Source organism: Flectobacillus roseus (assembly GCF_030056595.1).
Lineage (GTDB): Bacteria > Bacteroidota > Bacteroidia > Cytophagales > Spirosomataceae > Flectobacillus > Flectobacillus roseus.
Genome location: NZ_JASHIF010000003.1, coordinates 41,884 through 67,668 on the forward strand (window position 1 = coordinate 41,884; position 25,785 = coordinate 67,668).

The 25,785-nt window shown below is 36.5% G+C and carries 23 protein-coding genes; 10 read left to right on the top strand and 13 right to left on the bottom strand.

Annotation, left to right across the window (positions count from 1 at the left end):
- Positions 1 to 167: 167 nt before the first annotated feature.
- Together QM524_RS04475 and QM524_RS04480 are read left to right on the top strand one after the other, a co-directional pair.
- Complete coding sequence (locus QM524_RS04475; protein ID WP_283343664.1) at positions 168 to 671, top strand: ribonuclease domain-containing protein; 504 nt, start codon at positions 168 to 170, stop codon at positions 669 to 671.
- On the top strand, positions 658 to 1,074 hold the full coding sequence (locus tag QM524_RS04480; RefSeq protein ID WP_283343665.1) for a barstar family protein: 417 nt from the start codon (positions 658 to 660) through the stop codon (positions 1,072 to 1,074). The genes QM524_RS04475 and QM524_RS04480 overlap by 14 nt, the downstream gene beginning before the upstream one ends.
- 298 nt (positions 1,075 to 1,372) lie before the next feature.
- On the opposite strand, the gene QM524_RS04485 is transcribed toward QM524_RS04480, so the two are convergent.
- The 4 genes from QM524_RS04485 to QM524_RS04500 all read right to left on the bottom strand — a co-directional run bounded on the left by QM524_RS04485 (position 1,373) and on the right by QM524_RS04500 (position 5,020).
- On the bottom strand, positions 1,373 to 2,392 hold the full coding sequence (locus tag QM524_RS04485) for a LacI family DNA-binding transcriptional regulator (RefSeq protein ID WP_166578181.1): 1,020 nt from the start codon (positions 2,390 to 2,392) through the stop codon (positions 1,373 to 1,375).
- A 57-nt stretch (positions 2,393 to 2,449) separates the two neighbouring features.
- Positions 2,450 to 2,800 carry a dihydroneopterin aldolase gene (gene folB / locus QM524_RS04490; protein ID WP_283343666.1) on the bottom strand — a complete coding sequence of 117 codons (351 nt, stop codon included), beginning with the start codon at positions 2,798 to 2,800 and terminating at the stop codon, positions 2,450 to 2,452.
- Between the two features lie 87 nt (positions 2,801 to 2,887).
- Complete coding sequence (locus QM524_RS04495) at positions 2,888 to 4,042, bottom strand: DivIVA domain-containing protein (RefSeq protein ID WP_283343667.1); 1,155 nt, start codon at positions 4,040 to 4,042, stop codon at positions 2,888 to 2,890.
- A 78-nt stretch (positions 4,043 to 4,120) separates the two neighbouring features.
- Positions 4,121 to 5,020: a WD40 repeat domain-containing protein gene (locus tag QM524_RS04500; protein ID WP_283343668.1), complete on the bottom strand. Its 900-nt coding sequence runs from the start codon at positions 5,018 to 5,020 to the stop codon at positions 4,121 to 4,123.
- Between the two features lie 150 nt (positions 5,021 to 5,170).
- On the opposite strand from QM524_RS04500, the gene QM524_RS04505 reads away from it, so the two are divergent.
- The gene (locus tag QM524_RS04505; protein WP_283343669.1) at positions 5,171 to 5,803 is read left to right on the top strand and encodes a 4'-phosphopantetheinyl transferase family protein; all 633 of its coding nucleotides are present in this window, start codon (positions 5,171 to 5,173) and stop codon (positions 5,801 to 5,803) included.
- Between the two features lie 193 nt (positions 5,804 to 5,996).
- Here the strand turns inward: QM524_RS04505 and QM524_RS04510 are convergent, their stop codons facing one another.
- Entirely contained in the window at positions 5,997 to 6,833 is an 837-nt protein-coding gene (locus tag QM524_RS04510; protein ID WP_283343723.1) for a transglutaminase-like domain-containing protein, read from the bottom strand.
- 575 nt (positions 6,834 to 7,408) lie between these two features.
- Between QM524_RS04510 and galE the strand changes: the two genes are divergently transcribed.
- From galE to rfbA, 3 genes are read left to right on the top strand one after another with little or no spacing between them, the layout of a single operon-like run.
- Positions 7,409 to 8,431 (top strand): UDP-glucose 4-epimerase GalE, encoded by a 1,023-nt coding sequence (gene galE / locus QM524_RS04515; RefSeq protein WP_095165903.1) that lies wholly within the window; start codon positions 7,409 to 7,411, stop codon positions 8,429 to 8,431.
- A gap of 21 nt (positions 8,432 to 8,452) precedes the next feature.
- Complete coding sequence (gene rfbB, locus QM524_RS04520; protein ID WP_095165376.1) at positions 8,453 to 9,508, top strand: dTDP-glucose 4,6-dehydratase; 1,056 nt, start codon at positions 8,453 to 8,455, stop codon at positions 9,506 to 9,508.
- A 15-nt stretch (positions 9,509 to 9,523) separates the two neighbouring features.
- Complete coding sequence (rfbA, locus tag QM524_RS04525) at positions 9,524 to 10,384, top strand: glucose-1-phosphate thymidylyltransferase RfbA (RefSeq protein WP_166578177.1); 861 nt, start codon at positions 9,524 to 9,526, stop codon at positions 10,382 to 10,384.
- 99 nt (positions 10,385 to 10,483) lie between these two features.
- Here the strand turns inward: rfbA and chrA are convergent, their stop codons facing one another.
- From chrA to QM524_RS04550, 5 genes are all read right to left on the bottom strand, one after another.
- Positions 10,484 to 11,656, bottom strand: a complete 1,173-nt coding sequence (chrA, locus tag QM524_RS04530; protein ID WP_283343670.1) for a chromate efflux transporter — start codon at positions 11,654 to 11,656, stop codon at positions 10,484 to 10,486.
- Between the two features lie 168 nt (positions 11,657 to 11,824).
- Positions 11,825 to 12,802: an isopenicillin N synthase family dioxygenase gene (locus QM524_RS04535; protein WP_283343671.1), complete on the bottom strand. Its 978-nt coding sequence runs from the start codon at positions 12,800 to 12,802 to the stop codon at positions 11,825 to 11,827.
- 92 nt (positions 12,803 to 12,894) lie between these two features.
- Positions 12,895 to 13,644: a superoxide dismutase gene (locus QM524_RS04540; RefSeq protein ID WP_283343672.1), complete on the bottom strand. Its 750-nt coding sequence runs from the start codon at positions 13,642 to 13,644 to the stop codon at positions 12,895 to 12,897.
- 62 nt (positions 13,645 to 13,706) lie between these two features.
- On the bottom strand, positions 13,707 to 14,324 hold the full coding sequence (recR, locus tag QM524_RS04545; RefSeq protein WP_095165905.1) for a recombination mediator RecR: 618 nt from the start codon (positions 14,322 to 14,324) through the stop codon (positions 13,707 to 13,709).
- Between the two features lie 38 nt (positions 14,325 to 14,362).
- Complete coding sequence (locus tag QM524_RS04550) at positions 14,363 to 14,644, bottom strand: ATP-dependent Clp protease adaptor ClpS (RefSeq protein ID WP_166550149.1); 282 nt, start codon at positions 14,642 to 14,644, stop codon at positions 14,363 to 14,365.
- 198 nt (positions 14,645 to 14,842) lie between these two features.
- Here QM524_RS04550 and QM524_RS04555 point away from each other — a divergent pair, with 198 nt between their 5' ends.
- Positions 14,843 to 16,288: a sodium:solute symporter gene (locus QM524_RS04555; protein ID WP_283343673.1), complete on the top strand. Its 1,446-nt coding sequence runs from the start codon at positions 14,843 to 14,845 to the stop codon at positions 16,286 to 16,288.
- 165 nt (positions 16,289 to 16,453) lie between these two features.
- Here QM524_RS04555 and QM524_RS04560 read toward each other — a convergent pair whose 3' ends face one another.
- Positions 16,454 to 17,086: a LolA family protein gene (locus tag QM524_RS04560; protein WP_283343674.1), complete on the bottom strand. Its 633-nt coding sequence runs from the start codon at positions 17,084 to 17,086 to the stop codon at positions 16,454 to 16,456.
- 277 nt (positions 17,087 to 17,363) lie between these two features.
- Here QM524_RS04560 and QM524_RS04565 point away from each other — a divergent pair, with 277 nt between their 5' ends.
- The 3 genes from QM524_RS04565 (at position 17,364) to QM524_RS04575 (ending at position 21,954) form a co-directional block, all read left to right on the top strand.
- The gene (locus QM524_RS04565) at positions 17,364 to 19,808 is read left to right on the top strand and encodes a hypothetical protein (RefSeq protein ID WP_283343675.1); all 2,445 of its coding nucleotides are present in this window, start codon (positions 17,364 to 17,366) and stop codon (positions 19,806 to 19,808) included.
- 260 nt (positions 19,809 to 20,068) lie between these two features.
- On the top strand, positions 20,069 to 20,785 hold the full coding sequence (locus tag QM524_RS04570) for a 3-keto-disaccharide hydrolase (protein ID WP_095165393.1): 717 nt from the start codon (positions 20,069 to 20,071) through the stop codon (positions 20,783 to 20,785).
- 293 nt (positions 20,786 to 21,078) lie between these two features.
- On the top strand, positions 21,079 to 21,954 hold the full coding sequence (locus QM524_RS04575; protein WP_166578172.1) for a YicC/YloC family endoribonuclease: 876 nt from the start codon (positions 21,079 to 21,081) through the stop codon (positions 21,952 to 21,954).
- Positions 21,955 to 22,113: 159 nt separating this feature from the next.
- On the opposite strand, the gene QM524_RS04580 is transcribed toward QM524_RS04575, so the two are convergent.
- Positions 22,114 to 22,743, bottom strand: coding sequence for a response regulator (locus tag QM524_RS04580; protein ID WP_166578171.1), 630 nt, complete (start codon positions 22,741 to 22,743; stop codon positions 22,114 to 22,116).
- Entirely contained in the window at positions 22,736 to 25,723 is a 2,988-nt protein-coding gene (locus QM524_RS04585; RefSeq protein ID WP_283343676.1) for a ligand-binding sensor domain-containing protein, read from the bottom strand. Before QM524_RS04585 ends, QM524_RS04580 begins: the two co-directional genes overlap by 8 nt.
- Positions 25,724 to 25,785: the final 62 nt, after the last annotated feature.

Consider the following 25,785-nt stretch of genomic DNA (forward strand, 5'->3'; position numbering starts at 1 on the left):
CTCTATTTCAAGCTTGATTTTCAGTAATTTGAGTAGTTGTTTTTACTTAAGATAATTTTGATTTTATGAATCTTAAATAAATGACTAATTTTTGTAGATTTACATCTATAAAGTAGCAATGAAAGGTTCTATCATTCATTGCTAAAACAATTAACCAATAAAGTTTTATGTTAAAAACCAAGATTCAGTATTTGCTATTGGTCTTTGCCCTGCTGGTAGGATTTAATTGGCAAAGCTATGCAACGTATTTCTCAGAAAGTATTCATCGCGTTGAGAAACAGAATGATTTCAGAAAGAAGAAACACAAAAAGAAAAAGGACAATAACAGTCAAAATAATGCTGACCAAATTAAGTCCAATGGCGACATTCCAAGTAAAGTGTATGAGGTTCTGTCGCATATAAAATCTAGTGGTAAGCCAATCGAAGGTTATGTAGGCGGCAGAAAGTTTGGTAATTATGAAAAGTTATTACCGCAAGAAGATGAAGAAGGTCGGAAGATTCAGTACCAAGAGTGGGATGTAAATCCAAAAGTAGAAGGCAAAAATCGAGGTACAGAAAGAATTGTTACAGGCTCAGACGGAAAAGCATATTATACAAACGACCATTACAGAAGTTTTCAAATAATTCCAAATTCTAAACAAACCAGTAAATCAAATCATGGCAAATTTTAAAATATTGAGTGAGCTTTGTGTGTTAGTGCCAAATGTAAGTCAAGTTTTAGTTTATGTGGATGGCGAGGAAAATTTGACTATCGAACAATTTTATACTACGATATCAAAACAACTACAGTTCCCTTCAGATTTTGGCTCAAACCTTGATGCCTTCGACGAAATGTTAAATGATTTGTCTTGGTTGGCTCAAAATGAAATTTTTATTGTATTCAGAAATTATGATGATTTCTTGGCAGACGAAAATGATGAGCTAAGAGAAATTCTCTTAACAATCATGGATGATGCCGCTGAAGAATGGAAAAGTGACGCAGGTACAAAATCATTAAAAATTCTTATTGAACCTTCTGAATTGGGAGTGGATGATTTAGAAACGATTGGAATTTCTTATGAAGATGAAGCCTAATAAGCCCTCGCTCCTATTCAAAAATGCTAAGGCCTGACAATCGCATGAGACTCAAATGAACCACCATAAGGTCTATTTTTAGTATTTTACACGATTCTCAGGCGCTTCAAACCCCTAAAAAAGGCTATTTTTACCCAAAATCTGGGCTAAAAATAGCCTTTTTTAATAACCTTAGAATTACCAATATTACACAAACATCTGAAAATCAGCCACTTGCAAAATAATCGTTTTTTTGCTCAGAATCGACTATTTTAGTCAAAAAACAAAAAAACGTACTTTATTCAAGTACGTTTTTTACTTATTTTCTTCTTGAGGATTCTCGAATCACAAGATGTGTTTTTAAAACTCGAACTTGTGGCTTATAAAATTCTTGTCCATCTTCTATTTGGTTAATCAATAAGGAAGTTGCGATACGACCAATTTCAGTAGTCGGTTGTGCAACGCTAGAAAGTGTTGGCGTTAGAAAACTGCAAATAGGTTCGTCATTAAAACTTACTACTGATACATCATCAGGAACTGATATCCCTTTTGAACGCAACGCCATCATGGAGCCTACTGCCAATCTATCACTTACTACAACCAAGCCATCTGGTCTATCGGTTAGATTCATCAATCCATGAGTCAAGGCAATTGCTTTATCTAAATTATATTCCCCATGCACAATTAGCTCATCCTTAAAAGGAATATTCAAATCTTGAAGAGCCTTTCTGTATCCTTCGATTCGTTGATTGCTCACCGTGACACTTCTCGGACCTGCAAGGAAAGCAATTTCCCGACAACCATTTTGATAAAGATGAATAACAGCCTCATAGGCTGCACCAACATTATCGACCATCACTTTAGAAACATCTATCCCTACAGCATCCCTATCAAAAAAAACAATGGGAATACCTTTTCTAATAAGTCTATTAATATGGTCATAATTTGAAGTTTCCTGAGAAAGCGAAATAATAAAACCTTCCACTTGCCCTCTTGATAAGGTCTGTAAGTTTACCAACTCCCGCTCATAGCTTTCACCTGTTTGCGTCAATAGTAAAGTATAGCCTCTATACAAGGCCTCTGCCTCGATACCTTTTATAACAGATGAGAAAAAATGATACCCTAAGTCAGGCACTATAACACCTAAGGTCTTAGTTCTACTTTTTACTAAACTTGTAGCTAGAACATTGGGTTGATAGTCCCATTCTTTTGCCAAATCAAGAACAGCCTGACGGGTTTCAGGTTTGATATCAGGCATATCTCTCAGTGCCCGAGAAACTGTAGCAACTGAAATATTCAAATGCTTGGCGATATCCTTGATTGTTACTTGATGAGCCATAGAGGTGAATTACTTTTGATAAATAAATAAACAAATATAAGCAAGTTTTTATGCAAATCAGCCGATTACGGTAACTTTTGCACGAGTGCAAACACCTCCAATTGGTGGGTTAAATTTAGAAACTGCCACCTGCACTTGCTGAACATTAGGATAAATTTTACGGATTTCATCTATAATTAATTGACCTACATGCTCCAACAATTTAGATTTTGTTTGCATGACTCCTGCAATAATTTTATACAAATCTTCGTAGTTGACCGTATCTTTTAGCTTATCATTTTGCGCAGCGGACGAAAAATCAACAGATATTTTTACATCTATTTGATAACGATTACCAATTTTACGTTCTTCTTCATAGTATCCATGATAGGCAAAAAACTCAAGTCCTTCTAATTCAATAGTTCCCATTTAAAATGATAATTTAATTTGACCAAAAATATAAAGAGTCAGGCAGTTGTGCTACCTGACTCTATGAAAATTGTTTTGTATTCTTTTTTAAAAAGCATCAAAGAAAGAACCTCCCCCATTGGCAATTCCACCAGGGTTATCCTTCTTCAATTCTTCCATAACAGATGATACCGTAGGAAGCCCTTTGGTATCGCCAGTTTTTTTAATTTTCTTAATGAACTTATAAGGATCCTTAGCCTGCGAACTTTCTTCAGTATTCTCCTCATTTGAAATAATCTCTTCAGTAACAGCCTCCTTATTTTCTTCGATTGTTTCGTTTACTTCCGAAACTGCTTCGATAGTTGATTCAGATTCAGTAACTTCTGTAGATTCTGGTTGTTGGATCAAACTCTCCAGTAATGGATTATCGATGACATCTGCTTCACTCTCCAGAATTGAAGATAAAGATGGAAGTTTTTCTTCACTTGAAAAAGCTGATACTTCATGCTCATCTTGCAAAACAGAAGATACGGTTGGAAGTTCGCCTTCTTCTTCATCAAAAAGATCAACTTCTTGAGCGAGGCTTTCGGTGGTAGTTAACAGTTCTTCTTTTTCTGTATAAACTTCCGTTGACTCTTCCACAATAGCGCTTGGTTCAGTTACAACTGAGACAATTTCTTCTGGCTGAATAGTATCTACTTCGGCAGAAATTGTTGTACGCTCTTCAAATTTCGAAATTTTATCTAGTGTATCTGTCGCAAATTTCTTCAACTCTAAGACCAAAAGATCTTTGTATTTTTCGAGAGACTTCGTGTCTCTTTCGAATGTAATCAATTTAGAGTCAGCTTCTTCAACCAAAAAGGCTGCACGAGCTTCAGCATCAGCAACGGCAATATTAGATTGACGTTTGGCGTCTTCCTCAATCTGCAAGGCTTCGGCTTTTGCTTCTTCGATAATTTTTTCAGCAGTAAGTCTTGCATCATCAATTATCTTTGAGGCTTCCAGATGAGCTTTTTCATTAATTTCTTTTTGAGCTTCCTCTGCAACTTTAATAGTCTTGAAAAGGCTAGACTCTATCTCCTTCACACGAGTGACCTCTTGCTCGGCTTTATCAAGTAATTGTTTAGTCACCCTTACCTCTTCTGCAACTCTCTCCCATTCTTGAGAAAGCGAAAGTAAAAAAGCGTCAACCGATTCGGTGTCATAGCCACGAAAACTTTTATCGAAGGTATGTTGTCTAATTTCTAAAGGAGTAATTCTCATATATCTTTTATTTTTATTGCGGCAAATAGTTTTTGGTTTATAAACTACATCCCACAAAGGAATAGCTAAATATCTAGTCTATGCAATTTTCCAAACAGAGACATTTCTATCGTCGGAGCCAGAAATTAAAAATGAAGATTCTTTTAACCAAAGAAGCTTGTTAACCGAGGTCCCATGACTAGCATGGCGAGCTTTGTCAATTACCTTTTTCAGTTTAAAGCTTTCGCTGTCCCAAACTTTTATCGATTTGTCCATGCTACATGTAGCAAAAAGCGGTAAATCGGGATGAAAGCAAATATCATTTATGGCAAACAAATGAGCGACAATATCCTGTTGAAGTTGATAATTTTCGGAAACATTCCAAATTTTCAGATGCGCATCTCTCCCTCCAGTTAACAGAAATTTATAATCAGGAGAATACTTAACCGTAAACACTGAGTTTGTATGCGCTTCAACTACTAATTTCAATGAAAAATCGGTTAAATCAAATATTTTAACCGTAAAATCACTATAGCCAACTGCAATTTCTTGGGTTACTGGATTAAAATCAATAGTTCTAACACTCTTATCTGAAGCTTTTATGTGTTTGCGTATAGACAACAATTCCATATCTATCACGACAATAGTACCATCAGATAGACCTACAAAAGCCTGATTATCAAACAATTTTATAACGAAAATAGAAGTGTTTGTTATCTTTAATGAACCTATTTCTTTTTTATTCATGATATCCAAAACCTGAATACCATCGAAGTTTTGCCCAATCCACAAGTGATTGCGTTTTTCATCAAACGCTAGAGCATATACAGATGTTGGAATCTTAGCAAATAATTCTCCAGTATCTGGTTGGTTTACATTCCAACGCACAACCAAGCCATCACCTCCCGATGAAAAAAACTGGTTGTGGCTATTTCCTTTTTCCAAGGCATACACGCAGTCGCGATGTCCAGAAAAAGTATCAAATTTTTCTACTAACATATACGCAAATTTTCCTCATTTGGTTGAACAAACAAGGTTTTATAGTACAAAAGTACTTGTTTTCTTACCAACCTCAAAACTCCTATAAAAGGTTTTGAAGAGTTTAAAAAGTTTCTGAAATTTGAAGTTCATTTCAATCAAACGCTATTTATGCCCATTTTTTTTAATCAAAAACTAAGCAAAAGTCAAATTCTTTGTGTCTGGAAAATTGAGGAAGATATTTCATTTTATACAGCATATCTAGGTATTTCTAAAAATCAAATTGAAGAATTATCTAATAGCACGCATCCTCAAAAGCAACTAGAATGGCTAGCAAGTAGAACTTGCTTAAAATTTGCATGTCAAGAAATGGGAATTGAGTTTTTAGGTGTTTGGAAAGACGAATTTTCGAATCCTTGTTTAGTAAATCATTATGCAAATATCTCGATAACTCATGCAGAAAAATTTGCTGCCATTAGTATCGATTTGGAAAAGCCTGTTGGCTTAGATACTGAGAAAATTTCTAGTAAGTTGGAACGAGTAGCCAAACGCTTTTTGTCTGAAAATGAGATAAATGCGCTCGATGGAACTCCAGAACAAATTGGCGTTTACTGGTGTGCGAAAGAAAGTTTGTACAAATGGTACGGCAAAAAGAAAATGAGCTTGAGAGATAATATTTATATCAAACCATTCGTAAGTAAAACCGATCAGATTGTAGGTTATGTGGATTTTGAAGAAGTGAAAGAAGAACTAGCTTTAAAAGTTTTTTATTGGGAAGAATATATCCTAACTGTGACTGTATAAATTGAGTGAGTTGTGATTGAGTAAATGAGTGATTATTTTCAATATGAATTTTATGGTAGAGACGCAATACTTTGCATCTAGAGTTCACCCATTTCAGCATCAAAAAAGCGGTCGGAAACTATTTTCCGACCGCTTTTTTGATGAAAACCTAGAGAATAATCCCAATCCTAAAATTCGGGATAACTTATTTTTCTTAGGCTATTAATTGCATCAAAATTGCATCTAATTCTTTTACTTTTTCTGTATCGCCTATTTTTTCAAAAGCAATAATTAAGTTTCGCAACACTCGTCTGACAATGTCGATATTTTCACAAGGTTGATAAAAAATCTCTTCTTGACCTATATTCAACTGTTGCAAATAATTATCAATGTCGGTTTTACTAAAAACTAGTCCCCTATTAAACACATTAATGTAAAACTGTACCTTCTCTGTTTTGTAAGTCAGAATGAACAAATTAGGAAGATTTACACCATAAATCGGCATTTTAAGTTTCTGAGCAACAAGCATATAAATCACACACAAGGAAATTGGATTTCCTCGGTGCGAATCTAATACCACGTTGATCATCGAGTTAGATGCTGAATGAAAATGTTTGGTATTTGCGCCAAATTTATGCTTCGAAAAAAACACATGATTTAATGCTTTAATCTGATCCATCGGATGCATATCATCTCTTAATTCAGTCCATGCATCCAGATATAATGCATTAATATCAGCTTCTAGTTTTTCCAAAGAAAGTTCTGGATATTGATAGGTTGCGATAGCCCACATGCCTTTCAAAATATCCTGCGCTCCCGTATCATACCATTCAACTACCCTTTTTTCGAAAGAATTAAATTGTAAATCATGAATTAAATCCTCTAACTTTCTCTGAATAACAGGACTCAGCGAGGACTCCTCCCATCTGTCTTCTAAATATGGTATAATATTTCCCCCCAAAGATTTAATCTTTGATTCAACCATCGTTACCACCTCCGAATCATCGTCATCCAATAACGAAACTAAGGCCTTCAGTTCTGAATCTCTCAACTCCATAAAATAGACATTATAATTTATGAATAAGCTTTTGTTTACAGTACGGTATTTTATCTATACCTCACTCCTCTATTTAGGTAATATTTTAAAAATCCTTCATCAAAAACTCATAATATTTGATAAACACAATTTAAGCGAATGAGTTCACATCTCCATCTATTTTTGGAGAATTATTATTTCTTGCCCATAGAGGCAAATGGTATTAGCACAACCGTTTGTACATGAAGTCTTGAGGAAGGTGGAAAAATCAGCCACTAACATATAACACACTGATAATCAATAATTTACAAATGTAAATTAGTCAACCAATAGGCTATTAGACCTTATTCTACAAACGCCTTATCGTCCTTAATCAGGAGAATTTCAAGCCTATTTTTGGCTTGAAAATTGTAAATTTGTACTGAAAATTCTAAAAAATAAAGCTGTTTTAAAGGTAAATATTATCTGAAAAGTTGCTACAAAACTTGATAAATATTACCAAATACTCACAATTCAAAAATATAATTTTTTTTAGATTTCGATATTATTAACTTTGTTATTGAAAGCAAATCTTTCTTAATCTTACCATGATGAAAATACTTGTAACTGGAGGGGCTGGATTCATCGGCTCACACACTGTTGTTGAGCTACATCACGCTGGCTATGAATCTATTATCTTCGACAACTTTTCAAATTCTGAAAAAGCGGTGCTTGCGGGACTCGAAACTATTATTGGGAAACCAGTAACATGCTATGAGGCAGATATTAACGACCCTGCTGCTTGGGATAAAGTTTTTACAGAAAATAAAATTGATGGTATTATTCACTTTGCTGCATTCAAGGCAGTTGGAGAGTCGGTAAGTGAGCCGTTGAAATATTACAGAAATAACGTAGCTGCTACTGTTTTGATGTTAGAAAAAATGGAGGAACATAAAGTTTCCAATCTAGTATTTTCTTCATCGTGTACTGTTTATGGTCAGCCTGAGGCATTACCAGTAACAGAACTATCAAAGGTACAGCCTGCAAACTCCCCATACGGAAACACAAAACAGATTTGTGAAGAAATTATCAAAGACACTGTTGCTACAAACAGAGGGTTGAAAGCCATTTCACTCAGATATTTTAACCCAATTGGAGCACATGAAAGTACACTAATCGGTGAATTGCCTTTGGGAGTTCCTGCCAATTTAGTACCTTTCATTACTCAAACGGTAGCAGGTTTGCGTGGACAATTATCCGTATTTGGTGATGATTATCCTACTGCCGACGGTACTGCAATTCGTGATTACATCCATGTAGTAGACTTGGCAAAAGCACACGTTGCGGCTTTGGCACTTTTATTGAAACAACAAGAAAAGACAACATATTATGATTATTTCAATATCGGCACTGGTACAGGTAGCTCGGTTTTGGAAGTAATCACAGCTTTTGAAACAGCTACTGGCTTGAAAGTGGATTATGCGATTAAACCAAGAAGAGAGGGTGATGTTACAGCAGTGTATGCTGATTGTAGCAAATCTAACGAGATTTTGGGTTGGAAAGCTGAAAAAACTTTGACAGAGGCACTTGGCGATGCTTGGAAATGGCAACTTGCTGTGGTAAATCGTAAGTAATTTTATTAGAAAAATAATACAATGAAAAAAATTCTCATTACAGGTGGCGCTGGTTTTATCGGCTCTCATGTGGTAAGGTTGTTTGTGACCAAGTACCCAGAATACCAAATCTTCAATCTTGATAAATTGACTTATGCAGGTAATTTGGCAAACTTGACAGATATCGAAAATCAACCAAACTATACTTTTGTAAAAGGCGATTTGGTAGATGCCCCATTTGTTGACGCACTTTTTGCTGAACATAATTTTGACGGTGTTATTCACCTTGCTGCCGAGTCACACGTAGACCGTTCAATTACAGACCCAATGGCTTTTGTTTTGACAAATGTAGTTGGTACTGTAAACCTGTTGAACGCTGCCAAAAATACTTGGAAAGGCAATTATGATGGCAAAAGATTTTACCATGTTTCAACAGATGAAGTTTATGGTGAATTGCATAATCCTGAAGATTTCTTTACTGAAACTACAGCTTATGACCCTCGTTCTCCATATTCTGCTTCAAAAGCATCTTCAGACCATTTTGTGAGAGCATATGGAAATACCTACAAAATGCCTGTAGTGATTACCAACTGTTCAAACAATTACGGACCTAATCACTTCCCTGAGAAGTTGATTCCTTTGATGATTCATAATATCCTCAATAACAAACCTCTACCTGTATATGGTAAGGGAGAGAACGTCCGTGATTGGTTATTTGTAATTGACCATGCTCGTGCAATTGATACGGTATACCACAAAGGCGTCCTTGGTGAGACTTACAATATTGGTGGTTTTAACGAATGGAAAAACATTGACCTAGTAAAACTTCTTTGCTCGGTTATGGATAAAAAATTGGGACGTGCAGAAGGTACTTCTGAACAACTCATCACTTATGTAACTGACCGTGCTGGTCATGATTTGCGTTATGCCATTGATGCAAACAAAATCATGAAAGAGTTAGGTTGGGAACCATCTCTTCAGTTTGAAGAAGGTTTGGAGAAAACCGTAGATTGGTTCTTAGCTAATACAGAATGGTTGGACAACGTAACTTCTGGTAATTACCAAAAGTATTACGAAACCATGTACGAGAATCGTTAATAAACCGATATTGATATGAAAGGTATTATTTTAGCTGGTGGCTCAGGCACCCGACTTCATCCTTTAACTTTGGCCGTAAGTAAACAGTTAATGCCTGTTTATGACAAGCCGATGATTTATTACCCTCTGTCAATTTTGATGTTGGCGGGTATTAAAGAAATTTTGATTATCTCAACCCCACACGACCTCCCTAATTTCGAAAAATTATTGGGTGACGGTTCACAAATTGGTTGCAAATTCAGCTACGCAGTTCAACCAGAACCAAACGGCTTGGCGCAGGCTTTTGTGATTGGAGAGGAATTCATTGGAAATGATAAAGTTGCCTTAGTGTTAGGTGATAATATCTTCTACGGTTCAGGTTTGAGTAAATTATTGCAAGCTAACAACGACCCAGATGGAGGTGTTGTATATGCCTACCAAGTACATGACCCAGAACGTTATGGTGTGGTAGAATTTGATAATGACTTTAATGTTCTTTCTATTGAGGAAAAACCAACAGAGCCAAAATCAAACTATGCTGTTCCAGGATTATATTTCTACGACAATGAGGTAGTTGAAATTGCTAAAAACATAGCACCATCGCCTCGCGGAGAGTACGAAATTACAGACGTGAACAAGGTTTATTTGGAAAGAGGTAAATTGAAAGTTGGCGTTTTGAATAGAGGTACTGCATGGTTAGATACAGGAACTTTTGCTTCGTTGATGCAAGCAGGTCAATTTGTTCAAGTAATCGAGGAGCGTCAAGGACTTAAAATTGGTTGTATTGAAGAAGTAGCCTACAGAATGGGCTTTATCGATGCAGAACAATTACGTACCGTCGCTACACCATTAGTAAAAAGTGGTTACGGAAAATACTTGTTAAACTTGTTGAAGTAAGGTAGTAATGCTTTGCATCTAATAATATATCATCCGATATTCAAGTATCAAAAAAGCGGTCGAAAAGTATTTTCGACCGCTTTTTTGATTTAAGAGAGACTAAAGATAAACTATCAAACCAATAGCCAAACCTCCAAGGAAAATATAGAAGCTTGGTATTTTTGTAAATCTAATAATCAAGAGTGTTACCAAGATTGTACCTATGCCAAGCCAGTCTTTCTGAACTAAGATAGGTTCTAAGAAGGAAACTGCTGCGCCTAAGGTGAGACCAACAGAAGCAGAGTTAATCCCATCCAAAGAAGCTCTAATAGCCCTAAACTGCTTTAATTGTCCCCAAATACGATAAACAAAGAAAATTAAAAAAGTCCCTGGAAGAAAAATACCTGCTGCTCCAACCGCACTTCCAAGTAATTGCTCTCCGATACCATGCCCTTTCATCGCAAGTGTCCCAAGATAAGAAGTAAAGGCGAATACGGGACCAGGTAATGCTTGTGACAGAGCCATACCTGTAAGAAAATCATCACTACGAATCAACTCTTTAAACTCTACAAATTCTGTAAAAAGCATTGGTGCTAGCACCTGTCCTCCGCCAAATACAAGGCTTCCATTGCGATAAAAATTTTCAAATAGTAAAAGCGGCATTGAATCTGTAAAATGCCCCAGCAAAGCTAAAAACACCAGAAATCCCCAAAACAGATTGAAATTCGCCCAAGGAATTATCATGCGATGCTTATTCTGACGAGGATGATCTTTGTAATTAAAGGAAGTAACCGTGCCACTGACAATAAGTGCAATAGGACAAACCCAAGGAGATTGGAAATAAAAGGCAAATGCAGCCACCAGAACCATGAGAACATAGTTAGAGGTATTTTTCAACACCAATTTTCCTAACAAAATCCCAGAGTGAATAATAAAGGCAATACCGATAGGTTGAATAAATCGAACAATTTCGCGATTTTCGAGATAGGTCATTCCGAAGGCTGCCATCGTCATGATGGTAACTGCTGGAGCAATCCACAAAAATAAGGTTAGGTAAGCTAAGTTCGGGCCTCCTAGTTTATATCCAACCGCAATAAGCGTCTGAGTAGAGCTGGGGCCAGGTAAAAACGAGCACAACGCTTGAATTTCTAACAGTTCCTCCTCGGTTAAGTACTTTTTCTTATGTACCAATCGATTAATGAACATAGCGAGATGCACCTGTGGACCACCAAAAGTTGTAAAGGCTAAGACAAGAACGTCTTTTAAGAAATCATAATGCTTAGAAAGTTTCATCAGATGCAAGCAAGAATGCCCAAAAGTACATTCCTTCCAACGGCGTTTAATAATGTAAAGCGTTTGAGAAAAAGAACCCACTCATTCTCAAACGCTTCGCTAAATTCTTAAATTTGTTTTGATTAAACAAGTCAAAGACAAACCTAAGTAGGCATAAAGTACTAAAATTTATTTTTTTAATCCCAATTCAATCAGACGCTCGTTCAAAAATTCGCCTGCTGTCATATCTACATATAATTTAGGATTCTCAGCATTTACGCAAGAGTCTAAACAAGTCAAATCCATTTCAGAACGTGGGTGCATAAAGAACGGTATAGAAAAACGTGATGTGCCAAGTTTTTCCTTCGGTGGATTTACCACACGGTGAATCGTAGATTTAAGTTTATGGTTTGTCAAACGATCGAGCATATCACCTACATTCACAATAACATATTCTGGAAGTGAGGTAATTGGAATCCAAACACCGTCACGACGTAAAACCTCCAACCCTTCAGCAGAAGCACCCATCAATAGCGTAATCAAATTAATATCGCCGTGAGCAGCAGCACGAACAGCGCCTTCTGGCATATCATCTGGATTGAGGATAGGAAAATAATGAATTGCTCTTAAGATAGAATTACCATGCCTTACCTTGTCTTCAAAATAATCTTCTGGCAATTCTAAGTAAATCGCAATAGCACGAAGCAAGTTTTTACCCGCTACTTGAAGCGTATTGTAAGCCTCCACGGTGTATTGCTCAAATTCAGGTTGTTCTGAAGGAAAAACATTATCAGGGTATTCAGCCCAAATAGGATCGCCATCATCAATCTTAGGCTGACCGATATGGTAAAACTCTTTTAAATCTGCTACTTTAAAACCTTTTGCTGTTTCCTTTCCTTTCGCTACATAACCTCTTTGCCCAGCAATACCCGGAACTACATATTTAAACTTTAATTCGTCGTCAGAATAAAAGAACTTTTGAACTACCTCATAAAGTTTAGCAGTAAGTTCATCTGTTAAACCATGATTTTTGATGGCAACAAAACCAATATTATTAAATGCTGAGCCTAATTCTTGAACAAATTTGGCTCTACGCTCTGCATCTCCCGAAAGGAAGTCTGCAAGGTCAAGCGATGGAATTGTGTCGAGAAGTGTTTCTGAATTCATAACTTACATAAGTTTTATGATGAAAAATCCCCATCCTTGATAAAACAAAAATGGGGATACAAAGGTCTCACTAAGTTGGAATTTAACAAAACCTATTTCAAAGCATTTTCAAAATTTTTAGAGACTTCGTCCCAATTTACTACATTCCAGAACGCCGTTACGTAGTCAGCACGTTTATTTTGGTACTTCAAATAGTAGGCATGCTCCCATACATCAAGTCCCAAGATAGGCTGTCCTTTTTTCTCAGCAACGTCCATTAAAGGATTGTCTTGGTTTGGTGTTGATGAAATCACCAATTTTTTATCCTGAACAATCAACCAAGCCCAGCCTGAACCAAAACGAGTAGTTGCCGCTTTGCCAAATTCTTCTTTAAATTTATCAAACGAACCAAAAGTTGATTCTATAGCTTTGGCTAAATCACCCTTTGGAGCGCCTCCTCCCTTTGGAGAAAGAACATTCCAGAAAAATGTGTGATTCCAGTGGCCTCCGCCGTTGTTACGGATAGCAACAGGCTGTTTACCGGCATCTTTGACCAGCTCTAACAATGTTAGTTTCTCAGCTGGAGTACCTGCAACTGCTTTATTCAAATTATCAACATAAGCTTTATGGTGACGACCATGGTGAATTTCCATGGTAAGCTTATCGATATTCGGTTCCAAGCTTTCGGGAGCGTAAGGAAGCGCTGCTAATGAATATGGAGCGGTTTCTAATGAAACTTGCTCAAGTGTCAAAGAAGGTAAAAACTGGTTGTAGTTAGATTTTCTACCAAAACCCCATGATTTTAATCCTGACAAAGCAAAAGCAGAAGCAAATGCTGATTTTAAAAAGCTCTTACGGTTCATAAGTATATATAAGTTTAAGTATTCTTGTACTCAGTAAAACGGGTAACATACCCTAAACATTGTTACTCATAAGCAATGCGACTGACGATACTACGACCAAGTGTAATCTCATCGGCATACTCCAAATCACCTCCAATAGGGATACCTCTTGCGATGGTTGTGATTTTGACACCAAATGGCTTAATACGTTTAGTCAAATAAAAAGCCGTTGTATCTCCTTCCATCGTAGGACTGAGCCCGAGGATAATTTCTGTAATGGGATTCTCCGTATTTTGAGAGGTTGTTATTCTGTTAATCAAAGATTCGATTTTCAAATCTGCGGGACCTACACCCTCTAGTGGAGAGATAATACCTCCTAGTACATGATATAAACCTCTGTATTGGGAAGTATTTTCGATAGCTAATACGTCACGAGCATCTTCGACTACACAAATTAGTGAAGCTTCTCGCTTTTGGTTAGCGCAGATTCCACAAATTTCGGTATCTGAAATATTATGACATTGTTCGCAATAACGAATCTGTGTACGCATCGCAACGATAGCCTCCGCTAGTTTTAACGTATGCTTTTCATCTCGTTTAAGCAAATGCAAAGCCATACGCAGAGCGGATTTTTTACCTATGCCCGGCAACTTGGCTATTTCGTCAATAGCCTGTTCAATTAATTTGGATGGATAATTCAACGTGGTAAGCAATTAATAAGGACAAGCAACAGTCAATATTACATGACCTCAGCAGAAAGACCTCTGCGACAAATATCATTGCGCATTGGGGCTAATTCATCAAAAGAACCTTTTTTTACAGAACATTTACCCTTGAAGTGAATCAAGATAGTACACTGTTCTGCTTGTTCTGGGGTGTGTCCACAAACGTCAATCAACGTTTCGATAACATAATCAAACGTGTTGACATCATCATTGAAGACTACTAAGTCATATTGGTCGGTATCTTTGACATCTTCCAGTACATCTACTTCTTCTTCAAATTGTTCAAATGGGCGCATCTGTGAAATATTTATTATTTTTAACTTATTGGATTATAACGCATTAATAATGAGCTTAGAAATATATTCTTCGCTCTATTAGCAAATTTAACAAAAAATATCAATTTTGCCTTTCATTTTTGATACCAAGGGAGTATTATTTTCTTATTATCAACCACCCAATTAAAGCAATTACTTATCAACTCAACCTTAAAAATTATGAGCACAGGATTGGCCTTTGGCATATTGGCAGTTTACTTCTTACTTCTAATCGTTGTTGCACACTTTACGTCAAAAGGAGCAGATACAAATACATTTTTTACGGCTAATAAACAATCTCCTTGGTGGCTAGTTGCCTTTGGTATGATTGGAACATCTATTTCGGGTGTTACGTTCATTTCTGTGCCCGGAGATGTCGGAAAAGTTTCACTTTCCTATTACCAAATCATTTTAGGAAATCTCGTTGGATACTTTGTCATTGCAACTGTATTGCTTCCTCTTTACTATAAATTGAATCTAATTTCTATTTATACCTATTTGGAAAAACGCTTTGGTTTTTGGTCATATAAAACGGGTTCCGCATTCTTTCTACTAGCACGTACCTTGGGCTCAGCAGCACGTTTATTTTTGGCGGTACAGGTTTTACAGTTAGCAATATTCGACAATTGGCATGTTCCTTTTGCCGTATCAGCATTGGTTACCATCTCCCTAATATGGGTATATACCTACAAAGGAGGTGTCAAAACGATTATTGTAACAGATACCTTACAAACATTCTTCTTATTGACCGCTTTAGCCTTAACGATTATCTTAATCAACGATAAACTTGGGTTAAGTTTCTCTGGAATGATTTCAACAATTCAGGAGAGTAAATATTCGAAAATGTTTTTCTTTGATGATTTCTCTTACAAACATCATTTTGTTAAAGATTTTATCTCTGGAGCCTTTATTGCCATCGTAATGACAGGACTCGATCAAGATCTTATGCAAAAGAATCTTACTTGCAAAAACATTGGCGAAGCGCAAAAGAATATGTTTTGGTTTTGCTGTACGTTTGCGGTAGTAACATTAATGTTTATCGCTTTAGGAGCATTGTTGTATATCTATGCAGATAAAATTGGGTTTGCTATCCCTACCAAAACCGACCAGTTGTATCCAATGTTGGCATTGGGTGGACATTTTGGAACCGTAGCTGCTATCACATTTTTACTAGGAATCACAGCAGCGACTTATGCAAGTTCTGATTCGGCGCTTACGGCATTGACGACTGCCTTTTGCATTGACTTTATGCACATCGAAAAATTTGAGGAATCACAACGTACCAAAATCAAGCATTATGTACATATAGGCTTTTCAGCTTTGTTCTTTGTCGTAATTATGATTTTCTATGCTTTTAGTGAACAGTCTATCGTTTCGGCAGTATTTAATATCGCTGGATACACTTATGGTCCGTTGTTAGGCTTATTTTCATTTGGTTTATTTACAAAGACTCCTGTAAAAGACAAGTTAGTTCCCTATTTGTGTGTTGCCTCTCCAATTCTGACGTACATTATTGATAGTAACTCACAAGCATGGTTGAATGGCTATCAATTCGGCTTTGAGAAACTATTAGTAAACGGAGCTATTACCTTTATTGGATTGTGGTTGTTGAGAAAACCAGAATAAGTATTAGTGCTGAATTGTGAATTAGTAACGTACGAAGAATTCTCAACAATTAAGGAATATATTTTCTTAAAAAATAGCAACTCACCATTCCGAAAATCCAGATCCGATATTTCAATAAAAAAAGGCTAACTCATTACTGAGTTAGCCTTTTTTTATGTCTATTATCTAGCGAAGATCATTAATCTCTACACCTGGATATTTCGATTTGTCGAATGAAAAGAATTTGTCATCAACATTTGTATTAGGATTAAATTTAATCACATTGAATGTTTGACGCTTTCCACTCTTGTCAATGATTGTCCAACCACCAACGGATTTGTCTGCTTTATTTACTTTAATTTTTACCTTCGAAACTTGACCACCCTTTTTTTCAGGAGAAAGCTCTACTAGTTCAAAAGTATTGGCTCCTTCCTTAGCTTCACCTGCAAAAGTATACTTGTATCCTTTCTTATCGAAAGAATAAACCTTTGCTGGATTTAAGTCATTTTCGCTTGGTTCGTATTCGGAGATATTAACTTCGTTAGTCTCCTTAATATAAGTTGCAACGTCTTTGCCGTTATTAAATAATTCCTGACCAGCTAGTTTTAGACGATACTTTTGGCCTTTTACCGTAATATCGCCTTTTAGCAATTGCTTACTACCGTCAGCTCCATAAGTAAATGTAGCGCTAAACGACTTCATCGACTTATATTTTTTTTGCATAGCATCAATGATTGCGCCAGCTTTTGAGTCTTGTGCATAGGCACCAGATAGGTTTACAGCCACCGCAAACGTGATAATCGAAATCAACTTTTTCATTATATCTAGTTATGAGTATTATTATACGTATTGACAAAGTTAAGGATAAATGGTTTGAATTTTTGAGGAAAAAAATCAAAACTCGATAAAAATAGCCTGTTTTTCTTTTAAAAATCCAATAATCATTGTCGCTATAACGTAATTAGTCCAAGAAACTGATATAAAAACTCTCGAAAGTGCCAACAAGTTCATTTATCAATGAAGGATTCCTTTTATCTTTGTTTCATAGCAGATAAGATATGTATTCATTAAATCAAGAAAATCTTAATCACAAAACATGCAATTTTCATTCAAAAAATTCCTTCCGCACGTTGTAGCGATTGTATTTTTTGCGGTATTGGCAGGGATTTACGCATCACCAGCCCTTAAAGGCAAAGTCATTCAGCAACATGATATTCAAATGGCTCAAGCAGCCGCTCACGAGTCTGTCGAGTTCAGAAAAACGACTGGTGAAGCCACTTGGTGGACTAACTCCATGTTTGGGGGTATGCCTACCTATATGATTTCGGCACAATACCCTAATAGTATTACAACCAAGATTGGTCAGTATGCCAATAATGCACTCCCTAGCCCTATCAACATGATATTCTTGAATATGCTTGGGATGTATATCTTCCTCATTATACTTGGTCTTAACAACTGGCTATCAGTTTTGGGAGCCATAGGCTATGCCTTGGGTACTTTTAATATGGTGATTATCCCCGCAGGACATAACTCAAAAGCTTTAGCTCTTGCCTTTGCTCCTTTAGTATTAGCAGGTACAGTTCTTATCATGCGAGGCAAATACTGGATTGGTGCGGCGCTTACTGCCCTATTTATGGGATTGGAGCTATATGCCAACCACGTTCAGATTACTTATTATCTATTCCTATCGTGGGGAATTTTAATAGTAGCAGAAGCCATCGAGAAAATCAAAGCAGGTCAAGTAAAACAATTGGTTATTTCGCTCGCTATTTTGGCTGGTTCGCTAGGTGTTGGTGCAGCAAACCACGCTATGCGTTTATGGAGTAACCTTGAATATTCGAAAGAAACAATTCGTGGCAAATCAGAATTAACATCGAATAAGCAGTCAAATGGTGGTTTGGACAAAGATTATGCTTTTGACTGGAGTTATGGTATAGGTGAAACAGGAACGTTACTTATTCCAAATTTTAGAGGGGGGGCTTCAGGTGGTTCACTTGGTGGCAACAAATCTGAAACATACAAAGTACTTCTTGATAACGGACAGCCAGAAGAAGTAGCACTTGGATTCTCGGAAAGAAGTGTAGCTTACTGGGGCGATCAAAGCTTTGTTGGTGGTCCTGCATACGCCGGTGCAGTAATCTGCTTTTTGTTCTTGCTAGGATGCTTTGTAGTAAGAGGTTCATTGAAATACTGGCTAATTGGCACTACGGTTTTATATATCGTATTGTCATGGGGTAAAAACTTCTTCTTTAATGATTTGATGTTTGATTACTTTCCAATGTTCAATAAGTTTAGAGCAGTGACTATGATTCTTTGTCTTGTACAATTCTCATTGGTTACCATGGCAGTATTAGCCATTAAACGTATTGTTGAAGAAAAGTTGACATTTGAGCAAATTAAGCAAGATTTGCTTATCAGCTTTGGTTTGACAGCAGGGTTCTCATTAATCTTAGCTTTACTTCCCGATTTGTTTTTCAATTTCCGTTCTCCAAACGACGCTACCTTCCAGTTATCAGGAAATCAGTCTTTTGATACACAAATCCTTAATGCCATTGTAAAAGATAGAGCTTCGTTGTTGCGCGCAGATGCTTTCCGCACATTTATCTACATTACGATTACTGCTGCGGCAATTTGGGCATTTGCCAAAGGAAAAATCAAAGAATCAGTATTATATCCCGTTTTGATTTTATTAGTAACGCTTGACTTGTTTTCAGTTGACAAACGCTATTTCAACAATGATTCATTTATCGACAAAGCAGCAGTTGAAGAAAATACAGCCCCTTCGCCAATTGATGCAGAAATTATGAAAGACAAAGGCATTTACAAAGTAATAGACCTTTCAACAAACTTTGTGGGTGATGCCAAAATGTCGTATTATCACCAATCATTGGGTGGTTACCACGGAGCAAAATTGCGTAGATACCAAGAATTAGTGGAGCATCATCTTTCTAAAAATCCGTTGAATCTTCAGGTATTAAATATGCTCAATGCGAAGTATGTAGTAGTCCCAGGTGCTCAAGGTACTCCAACAGTGCAATTAAATCCTGAAGCTTGTGGAAATGCTTGGTTTGTACAAGAAATCAAAATGGTACCTACCGCTGATGAAGAAATCAATGCACTAACCAACTTTAACCCTAAAAAGACAGCGGTTGTTGACCAACGTTTCAAAGCGGAATTAGGTAACTTGTCAGTGATTAAAACTGATTCTGTTAATAATAAAATTACTCTTACCAACTATAAGCCAAACCATTTGACTTATAGCTCAAACGCAAGTTCAGAACAATTAGCAGTTTTCTCTGAAATCTTCTACCGTGGTAACCAAGATTGGAAAGCTTATATCGACGGACAATACAAGCCGCATTTGCGTGCCGACTACGTATTGAGAGCGTTAGTAGTTCCAGCAGGAAAACACACCATCGAGTTTAAATTTGAACCAGAAGTAGTAGCAAAAGGCTCAAAAATTGACTTTGTTGCTTCGTTCTTTTTAGTTGGCTTGTTGGGATTGGCTATTTTCTTCGAAGTAAAAAAGAAAAAGTAATTTGATTATAGGTTAAAACTTATTTGAACAAATACTCAGTGCTTTTGGGCTTGCAACATGATGTTGCAAGCCCATTTTTTATATATTATAAAACGGATATATTTTCCAGTATTTCCGAAATCAGAAATCTCAAATCCGCAATTGAATGAAAGTTTCCCTCCTTGTCAGGTCATAATATTCAGAATTGAGTATTACATTTGTTTTTGTATATGATTGTACAATTTCCCCAATCAGCCCATTTTCTAAATTCCCTTTATTACATGAAAAAAACTAGTTTTATTACTTGCTTAATGCTTTCAGCATCGGTTTTTAGCCTACAAGCTAAAGAAACTCCAAATACTCTCTCTAAAAAAGAAATCAAATCAGGATGGCGTTTATTGTTTGACGGTAAGTCTACTACAGGTTGGCATACTTGGAAAAGCAAAGAAGTAAAAGCCAACTGGATTGTGTCAGATGGCGCTTTGAAATATGATACTTCGAAAGGCAAAGAAGGTTCGGGTGACTTGGTAAGCAATGAAGAGTTCGAAAACTTTGAATTGAGTATCGAATGGAAAATTTCACCAAATGGTAATAGTGGTATCTATATCAATAGCCAAGAAGATGCAAAATATGGATACGGATGGTTTACAGGTCCTGAAATCCAAGTAATCGACAACGATGGTCACCCAGATGGTAAAATCAAAAAACACCGTGCAAGCGACCTTTATGATTTGATTCAGTCATCATCAGAACCAGTGAAAGCCGTTGGTGAATGGAATACTGTTAAAATCATCAGTAACAAAGGAAGCCTTCAGGTATTCATGAATGGCGTAAAGGTAGTTGAAACTCGTATGGATGACCAAAACTGGAAGGATTTAATCGCAAATAGTAAATTCAAAAATATGCCAGACTTTGGTAAATTCTTGAAAGGACATATCGTATTACAAGATCACGGCAATGATGTTTGGTACCGTAGTATCAAAATCAAATCACTTTAGTATTTAGCTTCACAATTGAGTGAATGATGATTGAGAGATTTAGTGATTTTTCTAGCAGTAAATTTGTATAAGAAGCGGTCGAAAAGTATTTTCGACCGCTTCTTTTTTACCAATATTAAAATAGTCATAATTTCAGTAATCCCAGATCTAGCATTGTTTGGAAACTTTAGCTCTAGACAAACTCACCATTCTCGACTCCACACTCATACTTAATTACAAACACCTCCTCTTTTTTATTTGGACAAGTCAATTTTTACCTGCAAATTGCATAGAACGTAAAATATTGAATAACTATGTTGAAATCAATGACAGGCTTCGGGAAGGCAGTAGTAGAAGCAAATCATCTTACTGTAACTGCCGAAGTCAAAAGCTTGAACTCTAAATTCACTGATATATATTGCCGTATTCCGAAAACATTTTCTTCAAGAGAAATCGAGATTCGTAATATTCTCACTCAGCAATTAGAAAGAGGGAAAATAGAATTTAATTTACAGGTACAATATACAGATACAACCGCTGGCACTTCGGTCAACAGAGTTTTGGTACAAGCTTACGTAAAAGATTTGGCTGAAACCGCTGCTATTTTCGGAAGCATCGAAACTACTGAGCTATTGAAAATTGCCTTAACGATGCCAAACGCATTTAATACCGACGCTGTTTCGGAAGAGCAAAGCGAAGCAGAATGGAAAGTGATTGTACAGGCAGTAAATAAGGCAGTTGAAGAATGTAATAAGTTTAGACTTAGAGAAGGAGCTATCGTACAAGCTAAATTTATCGAATATGCACAGAGTATCGGTAGCCTCTTAACGGAAGTTGAGGAGTTAGACAAAACTCGTATCCCTGGCGTAAGAGAGCGCCTCCGTAAATCGGTGAGTGATTTGTTACAGGATGAAAATTTTGACAAAAATCGCTTCGAACAAGAATTGGTGTATTATGTAGAGAAATACGATATTTCGGAAGAAAAAGTACGTCTACGCACACATCTGGACTATTTCCAGACGATTGTTAAGGAAGGGAATGGTAAAAAGTTAAACTTCTTATCTCAGGAAATTGGTCGTGAAATCAATACCATCGGTTCAAAAGCTAATGACGTTGCTATTCAGCGATTAGTAGTGAATATGAAGGATGAGTTGGAGAAAATCAAAGAGCAGACTTCTAATGTTCTTTAAAATAGACTTACGATAAAACTACTATTAAAAAGCGGTTGGAAAATAATTTTCGATCGCTTTTTTGATGAATAGGCTAATAAATCATCATCGAACTCAAAGCTATTTGTTTCCAATACTGAAAAGAGTAATCACTCAATCACAACTCACTCATTATCTCATTTATAACCCATTCGCATTCGCAAATTCTATAAGTTCGGATACCTTTGAGACACCAAGCTTGAAATGAATATTTTTGCGATGTGAGCGTACTGTTTCTTCACTCAAATGTAAAGCCTCCGCGATTTGCCCAGAACTAGCTCCTTTCTTAATTAGTCGAATTATTTCAACTTCACGTGGGGTAAGCAAAAATTTCTTAACAAAATAATCTGTCTGATGGAGGTTTGTTTTCTCTAAATTCAATTTTGGGTCGAAGTATTTTCCCCCAGATAAAACTTTATCAATTGCCAAAATGAGCTCCTCCTTGGTAGAATGTTTGAGCATATAGCCATCGACTTTGAGTTTTTGGGCTTGATCGACAAATTTTCCTTCATTATACATCGTGAGAAATATAATCCTTACCTCTGCAAAATTAGACTTGATCAGTTTAGCTAACTCTAGTCCGTCGATATTAGGCAAGTTTATATCCAGCAAAATTAAGGCAGGTTTTCTTTCCAAAATTGCGTTCATAACCTGTTTCCCATCTGTGACAAGTCCCGAAAAATGATAGGTATCCCTCAGCATAGAGATAATTCCTTCACTAAACAAAACGTGATCATCGGCAATTAACAGGGATGCTTTAGATTCATTCATAGGGTATTTCCAATATAAAGGTGGTGCCAAGATTACTTGTATCTATATGCCATTGGGCTTGAAGGTTATCAACACGAGTTTGAATATTTTTGAAACCAATTCCCCAAGAAGAACTCTCTTCGTTAATACCAATGCCGTTATCCTCGATTGACAGATAAATCATTTGTTCATGAAAAATAAGCTGCATGGTGGCCTCATGCGCTTTAGAATGCTTTAAAATATTGTTGAATACCTCAAGTACGATTCGATAAATATGGATTCTTGATTTTTCGGGTAGTTGTTTCTCTTTGCCAAAATGGATAAACGTAAACTTAATGTCTGAAGATTTTTGTATTCGTTCTACAGCGTTTTCGAGTGCTGCAACCAAACCATCTTTCATCAAATCGGGTGGTAGTAAATTCCATGAAATTAACCTTAAATCCTGAATAGCTTGATTGACAAGCTGAATCATTTCATGACTTACGCCTTCATTGGATAGTCTTCCTCTTAAAATCGACAAGCTTCCACCTAAATCATCATGTAAATCCTGAGCTAATCGCTTTCGTTCGGACTCTTGTGTTTTAAGTATTGTCTCAAGCTCGTGCTGTTGGACCAGTAATTTACGATTTACCCAGTAAGTAGTTCCTATATAGCCACAGAAAATCAGTAGAAGAACAGAAGCTAGATAAAATGGAATTGTTCGCCCAAAAGGCGACTTAATCACGATGACCAACTCTTTAACAGGAAACCCTTCATTGTCTAGGTTTTTTACTTTTATCTTGAATTTGTATTCACCATAGGGTAAATGTGTATATCTTATCGACTGCTGAGATCCAACATTCATCCAACTTTTATCAAATCCTTCAAGTTGAACAAAATACGTATTACTAATCTGATTACTGTAGTCAATTCCGACATAAGATAGAGTGATTGTATTTTCATCATAATTGAGTATAATTTTATCCTGTTCACCAATATGTCCTTTTTCGACAGATAAAGGTTTGTCATTAACAGACATATCAGTCAAATAGATATTTATTAACGAATTGCGGGAGGGTGTAATCAAAGGGTTAAAATAGGTCAGTCCGTGGGTAGAACCAAAATAGATTGTACCATTAGAGGCTTTGAGACTTGCATTCCGATTATATTCTCGAAATTCCTCTTGTGTAATCGCCTTAAATTTTTCATGAGTCAGGTCAAATTGGGCTACACCTTTATTAGTACTCAGCCAAAGACTATTCTTAAAAGGCATAATGGCATATACTACATTATTGATTAGTCCACTTTTATCGGTAAATGCACGAAGCACCTGAAGTTTTTCTACATCAAATTTGATAAGTCCTTTGTTAGAAGAAATCCAAAGGATATCAGAATTGGGTTGTCGATAACACTCCATGACATTAAGACCTTGTAAAAACAATTGAGGCAATAGCACAGGCTTTTCAGTCTTAGTCGAATAGACCGCCAAGCCCTTTTCTCGCCAGCCCACGTACAGCCTCTGCGCCGAAGCGTCATAATAGAGACTTCCAGAACCAGGTTCTTTATCCTTTGAAAAAGCAGATATATGTTTGTCTTTTAGCAAAAACAATCCACTCATGGTGCTAAGCAAAATCTGGTTATCCTTATACCGACAAATCTCTCGCACATAGTTTGCATTGACATAATTGTTAGGGTCTGCATGATTAAGGACAGGAATAAACTTCTTTTTATGTTTATCAAAATAGGCCATCCCTAGAAAAGTAGCCACCCAGACAATTCCGTTGGTATCAATCAAAATATCGTTAACATCATGATCTGGCAATCCATCCTTAGTCGTAAATTTCTGTAGTGAAATAGGCTCTTCTACCATTCCAGTTCTGTTGGGATTCATTCTGATGTACCAAATTCCCTCATCAATCGAACCAACCCAGAGGTTATGCTCCTGATCTTCGGTTATTCCACGAATAGAAGCACCATTAAATTCTCCAAAATCACAGGGATTGCTATCAAAGGTATTGATTTGAAAATGCTGAGGTAAAATAACATCTATTCCAACAGGGTCTGGATTTGCCCATAGGATTTGTTGATCATCCAAAATAGCAGTAGAAATCTCCCAATTTGACAAACTCCTTGCGTTATTCAGTTGATGGGTGTAGTATCGACCTATTCGTTCTTGTAACAAATCAAAAACGACCAAACCATAATTACCACTAATCACTAGTTTTTGGGTGTCAAAGCTTTCTTTGATATCATATGTGGTAGGACTAATTCCTCTCAGATTAGGCAGTTTGAAGGATTTTAATTTTTTCGATAAAACTAAATACTTCCATAATTGGCTACCAGAGACACCCCAAACATTGCCTTTAGCATCTAGTTCAAAACTGGTGATATCACTTCTATTGGGAAGGATTTTGGGAGAAATGAGAATCTCTTCTTTGGTCTGGTAATTTAAACCTACTACTCCCGTAGGTAACAAAATCCATACAATTGGTCTGATAGGGTCTTTTTTTACTTTTCCTGAAAGGTAATCAGCTTTGTAAATAAAATCTTTCCATATTTTTCTTTTGTGAAAGCTTTTATAATTTAATGCCATAATGCCTTCTTCTTCATTGATATACCAGATTTCATCCTTATTGGCATAAAAAACTGTCGTAATCGTTGAACGTCTTGAGTTATTACTATAAAAACGCGTGAAGTTATTCGACTTTCTATTAAAACGATTTAGGCAATCCCCAGAACCAATCCAAAGGTCTCCATTAGCGTCCTCAACAACCCCTCGCAAATCTCCTCCGCCTATCGTTGTGCTATCATCATCAATAAACTGATAAACTTTTATATTAGAACCATCATAACGATTGAGCCCTGCCTGACTAGCAAGCCAGATAAATCCCCGAGAGTCTTTAAAAATGGTGTTGATAGAGCCTTGAGAAAGTCCATTTTTGATCGTAATATGCCTATACCCTTCCTGTGCTACACAAGGAAGACTTAGCAATAACCAAACTAGTAAAACTGAACCTTTCATAAATATTTTAGTTAATCGAGTAGGCTAGTTACTAATAAAAGATAAGCAATAAAATACTTAAT

Bases quoted from the DNA above. Each gene is read 5' to 3' on its own strand.
- QM524_RS04475 (WP_283343664.1), top strand. From the start codon at position 168: ATGTTAAAAACCAAGATTCAGTATTTGCTATTGGTCTTTGCCCTGCTG.
- QM524_RS04480 (WP_283343665.1), top strand. From the start codon at position 658: ATGGCAAATTTTAAAATATTGAGTGAGCTTTGTGTGTTAGTGCCAAAT.
- QM524_RS04485 (WP_166578181.1), bottom strand. From the start codon at position 2,392: ATGGCTCATCAAGTAACAATCAAGGATATCGCCAAGCATTTGAATATT.
- folB (WP_283343666.1), bottom strand. From the start codon at position 2,800: ATGGGAACTATTGAATTAGAAGGACTTGAGTTTTTTGCCTATCATGGA.
- QM524_RS04495 (WP_283343667.1), bottom strand. From the start codon at position 4,042: ATGAGAATTACTCCTTTAGAAATTAGACAACATACCTTCGATAAAAGT.
- QM524_RS04500 (WP_283343668.1), bottom strand. From the start codon at position 5,020: ATGTTAGTAGAAAAATTTGATACTTTTTCTGGACATCGCGACTGCGTG.
- QM524_RS04505 (WP_283343669.1), top strand. From the start codon at position 5,171: ATGCCCATTTTTTTTAATCAAAAACTAAGCAAAAGTCAAATTCTTTGT.
- galE (WP_095165903.1), top strand. From the start codon at position 7,409: ATGAAAATACTTGTAACTGGAGGGGCTGGATTCATCGGCTCACACACT.
- rfbB (WP_095165376.1), top strand. From the start codon at position 8,453: ATGAAAAAAATTCTCATTACAGGTGGCGCTGGTTTTATCGGCTCTCAT.
- rfbA (WP_166578177.1), top strand. From the start codon at position 9,524: ATGAAAGGTATTATTTTAGCTGGTGGCTCAGGCACCCGACTTCATCCT.
- chrA (WP_283343670.1), bottom strand. From the start codon at position 11,656: ATGAAACTTTCTAAGCATTATGATTTCTTAAAAGACGTTCTTGTCTTA.
- QM524_RS04535 (WP_283343671.1), bottom strand. From the start codon at position 12,802: ATGAATTCAGAAACACTTCTCGACACAATTCCATCGCTTGACCTTGCA.
- QM524_RS04540 (WP_283343672.1), bottom strand. From the start codon at position 13,644: ATGAACCGTAAGAGCTTTTTAAAATCAGCATTTGCTTCTGCTTTTGCT.
- QM524_RS04550 (WP_166550149.1), bottom strand. From the start codon at position 14,644: ATGCGCCCATTTGAACAATTTGAAGAAGAAGTAGATGTACTGGAAGAT.
- QM524_RS04555 (WP_283343673.1), top strand. From the start codon at position 14,843: ATGAGCACAGGATTGGCCTTTGGCATATTGGCAGTTTACTTCTTACTT.
- QM524_RS04560 (WP_283343674.1), bottom strand. From the start codon at position 17,086: ATGAAAAAGTTGATTTCGATTATCACGTTTGCGGTGGCTGTAAACCTA.
- QM524_RS04565 (WP_283343675.1), top strand. From the start codon at position 17,364: ATGCAATTTTCATTCAAAAAATTCCTTCCGCACGTTGTAGCGATTGTA.
- QM524_RS04570 (WP_095165393.1), top strand. From the start codon at position 20,069: ATGAAAAAAACTAGTTTTATTACTTGCTTAATGCTTTCAGCATCGGTT.
- QM524_RS04575 (WP_166578172.1), top strand. From the start codon at position 21,079: ATGTTGAAATCAATGACAGGCTTCGGGAAGGCAGTAGTAGAAGCAAAT.
- QM524_RS04580 (WP_166578171.1), bottom strand. From the start codon at position 22,743: ATGAATGAATCTAAAGCATCCCTGTTAATTGCCGATGATCACGTTTTG.
- QM524_RS04585 (WP_283343676.1), bottom strand. From the start codon at position 25,723: ATGAAAGGTTCAGTTTTACTAGTTTGGTTATTGCTAAGTCTTCCTTGT.